Annotated in this window: 3 protein-coding genes; 1 reads left to right on the forward strand and 2 read right to left on the reverse strand. The window is 68.8% G+C overall.

Annotated elements, in window-relative coordinates; genetic code table 11:
* Positions 1 to 151 precede the first annotated feature (151 nt).
* Positions 152 to 1,591: a bifunctional UDP-N-acetylglucosamine diphosphorylase/glucosamine-1-phosphate N-acetyltransferase GlmU gene (gene glmU, locus ACDELDRAFT_RS20300; protein ID WP_005799947.1), complete on the reverse strand. Its 1,440-nt coding sequence runs from the start codon at positions 1,589 to 1,591 to the stop codon at positions 152 to 154.
* Between the two features lie 176 nt (positions 1,592 to 1,767).
* Positions 1,768 to 2,523 carry a Crp/Fnr family transcriptional regulator gene (locus ACDELDRAFT_RS20305; protein ID WP_005799948.1) on the reverse strand — a complete coding sequence of 252 codons (756 nt, stop codon included), beginning with the start codon at positions 2,521 to 2,523 and terminating at the stop codon, positions 1,768 to 1,770.
* Positions 2,524 to 2,936: 413 nt separating this feature from the next.
* Here ACDELDRAFT_RS20305 and ACDELDRAFT_RS20310 point away from each other — a divergent pair, with 413 nt between their 5' ends.
* Positions 2,937 to 3,335, forward strand: a complete 399-nt coding sequence (locus ACDELDRAFT_RS20310; RefSeq protein ID WP_005799950.1) for a BLUF domain-containing protein — start codon at positions 2,937 to 2,939, stop codon at positions 3,333 to 3,335.
* Positions 3,336 to 3,534: the final 199 nt, after the last annotated feature.

A 3,534-nucleotide genomic window follows, 5' to 3' on the forward strand; every position in this document is an offset into this window, starting at 1 on the left:
GCACGCAGGTCGTGCGAGACGGCATGCATCCACGCCTCCGTGGCGGCCGCCTGCTCGGCCGCTTGTGCATCGCGCTGCGCCAGCAGGGTGCGCAGCGCCGGGGCCTCGAGTTCGTCGTACCGGTTCGGGCCCGGCTCGGGGCACCCCGTGCTCATGGCCTGGATTTCTTGGTGGGCCGCTGCCAGCCGGCAATGCTGACCTGCTTGCCGCGCGCCACGCCCAGGGTGCCAGCGGGCACGTCCTTGCTGATGGTGGAGCCGCCGCCCACGGTGGCACCGGCGCCGATGGTGACAGGGGCCACCAGCACGCAGTTGCTGCCAATGTGCACGTCGGCCTCGATCACCGTGCGGTGCTTGTTGGCGCCGTCGTAGTTGGCGGTGATGCTGCCCGCGCCATAGTTCACGCGTTCGCCCACCGTGGCGTCGCCCAGGTAGGCCAGGTGGTTGGCCTTGGCCCCGGCGGCCAGGGTGGAGTTCTTCACCTCGACGAAGTTGCCGATGTGCACCTCGCGGCCCAGCTGCGCGCCGGGGCGCAGGCGCGCGAATGGGCCGATGAGCGCGCCCTCGCCCACGCTGGCCCCCAGTTTCTCGCCGTCGATGTGGGTGAACGGGTGGAGCACCGCGCCCGCCGCGATGGTGGCGTTGGCTATGCAGCAGTGCGCGCCGATCTGCACGCCCTCGCCCAGCTCCACGCGGCCGGTGAAGATGCAACCCACGTCGATCTCCACGTCCTGCCCGCAGACCAGCGCCGCGCGGGTGCCGGTGTGCACGTCGTCGCGCAGATCGAAGCGCGCGGGGTCCAGCAGGCGCACGCCCTGTTCCATCAAGGCGCGGGCCTGGCGCAGCTGGTGCGCGCGCTCCAGCTCGGCCAGTTGCGCCGGGCTGTTCACGCCGGCCACCTGCAGTGCATCATGGATGCGGTGCGCGGCCACGGCCCGTCCATCGGCCACGGCCATGGCGACGATGTCGGTCAGGTAGTACTCGCCCTGGGCGTTGTCGTTGGTCAGGCGCGCCACCCAGGGCGCCAGCAGTCGCGCCGGCACGGCCATGATGCCGCTGTAGATCTCGGTGATGGCGCGCTGCGCCTCGCTCGCATCCTTGTGCTCGACGATGCCTGCAACGCTGCCATCGGTTGCCCGCAGGATGCGGCCGTACCCGGTGGGGTCGGGCAGCTCGACGGTCAGCAGCGCCAGTTGCCCGCCGGGCACGGCCTGCGATGCCGCCACCAGCGCGCGCAAGGTGTCTGGCTGGGTGAGCGGCACGTCGCCCGACAGCACGACCACCGTGCCGTCCTTGCGCAGGTGGGGCACCGCCTGCTGCACGGCGTGGCCGGTGCCCAGCTGCGGCTCCTGCCGCACAAATTGAAGGTCAAAACCACCTGTAGCGCTTTCTGCGCCTACGGTAGCAGCTTCTACTTCCATAGCACCGTGACCGGTGATGACCGTGGCACTGCGCGCCTGCAGATGCGCCGCCTGTCCGAGCACATGGTGCAGGAGCGGACGCCCCGCCAGGCGCTGCAGCACCTTGGGAATGCGGCTTTTCATGCGCGTGCCCTTGCCGGCCGCCATGATGAGGATGTCGATTTGCGTCATGGAAATGGGAGGTTCTGCGCTGCGCGCAAAGCCCCGCAGGGGGCTGGAAGCAGGGATTATCGGCCCTGGCGCAACCGGCATCAGGCGCTACCAATGCCATAGCTATCGACGCAGGCTGTGCAAGCGCTACCGCCCGATTTCCCCAAAACCTGGCTTTCCAGGCACCCGGCAGCCGTCTACAGCAGGGGCATCAGGCGCGGCGGCGTGTCGTAGTACTCGGCAATGCGCGCCAGCGCACGCGTGTTCAGCAGGCGCAGCCGCCCGTTCTTGAGTTCGTGCAGGCCCAGGGTGGCCAGGCGCCGCAGCGTCTTGTTGGTGTGCACCAGCGACAGGCCCAGCGCGTCGGCGATGTGCTGCTGGTTGAGCGGAAAGACCACCGCGCCATCCTCCACCAGCCCGATGCGGTCGAGCCGCCGAAACAGATGCATGAGCAGCATGGCCACGCGTTCGGTGGCGTTGCGCCGGCCGGCCGTGAGCAGGTTGTCGTCCACATGCCCTTCCTCGTGCGCCGACAACCAGGTGATGTCGTAGCCCAGGCGCGGGTGCGCACGGAACAGCGCCCACAGGCTGTCGTTCTGGAAGACGCACAGCGAGCAGTCGGTCAGCGCCTCGATGCCATGCGCGGACACCTCGCCAAACTCCTGCTGCAAGCCCACCAGGTCGCCAGGCAGCAGAAAGTTGAGGATCTGCCGGCGGCCGTCGCTCAGCGTCTTGTAGCGGAACGCCCAGCCCGAATACAACGTGAACAGCCGCGCATTGGTCTGGTTCTCGCGCACCAAGTCGCTGCCCGCCTCGACCGCCAGGGTCTGGGTGCGGAAGCTTTCGATGAAGTCCAGCACCTCGGGCTGCACGGCCGTGAAGGCACCGGTGCTGCGCAAGCGGCACTGGCGGCACGACGGGGGACATGCATGGGGAGGCAGGACGGCGTTCATGGGCGGTGATTCTAGAAGCGGCCGGCACCGCCGTTCCGCGCATCGCGGGCCTGCACAACGGGGTGCCTGCACACGCACCACCTGCGGCGGCTGCGCCCCGTCCAGAGTCGTGACCGCAGATGCCGAGCCCACGCAAGGGCGGTGCATCGCCTCCAACCCAAGCGCGAAGTCCAAGGCCCCGCCCCGGGCGCCGAGCCGAGCCGAGCCGAGCCGAGCCGAGCCGAGCCGAGCCGAGCCGAGCCGAGCCGAGCCGAGCCGAGCCAACACCAGCATGTGCATGTGCATGTGCATGTGCATGTGCATGTGCATGTGCATGGGCATGGGCATGGGCATGGGCATGGGCATGGGCATGGGCCATCCCGCCTATGTCTTTTGACATTGTGCGATGGCAGGGCCTCCTCCTACATTGGCCCATGTCTCATTGCTCTGTCCTCTACGAAGTTCTCTACGTCAGCACTCTGGCGCCCCAGCACCCGCCCGGCATCGTGGCCGAGATTGCCGCGAGGGCCCGCCAGCGCAACGCCGAGCTGGGCATTACCGGCCTGCTGATCTTCGACGGGCAGCGTTTCTGCCAGCAGCTCGAGGGCACGCAAAAGGCCGTGCTCAAGCTGATCGACCGCATCCGTGAAGACCCCCGGCACATCCAGGTCGAGGTGCTGCACCACGGCCCGCTGGCGCAGCGGCGCTTTCACCAATTCAGTCTGGCATTCACCACCGTCGAAGACGTGGACGCCCTCGCTCGCATGGAACAACTGGACGGATCGGCGGCCCTCGCCGCATTCGAGGCAGTGCGCCGGGCGCTGATGCTCTGAAACACGGCGCGCACCGCAACGCACACCACCCACGCCTCACCCGCTGGTGGGCGTGCACAGCGGCCTCATCAGCGGCCGCCAGCCCGCAGACCAAGGGCGCCTGCCGACGCAGCCTGCGCCGCAAGGCTGACCACGGCCGCGCCGTGTCGGGGCCACCCCATTGATGCACGGCGTGCATGAAGAGGCCAAGACGCCCCCC

The sequence above is a fragment of the Acidovorax delafieldii 2AN genome (assembly GCF_000175235.1).
In the GTDB taxonomy this organism is placed as follows: Bacteria; Pseudomonadota; Gammaproteobacteria; order Burkholderiales; family Burkholderiaceae_C; genus Acidovorax; species Acidovorax delafieldii_B.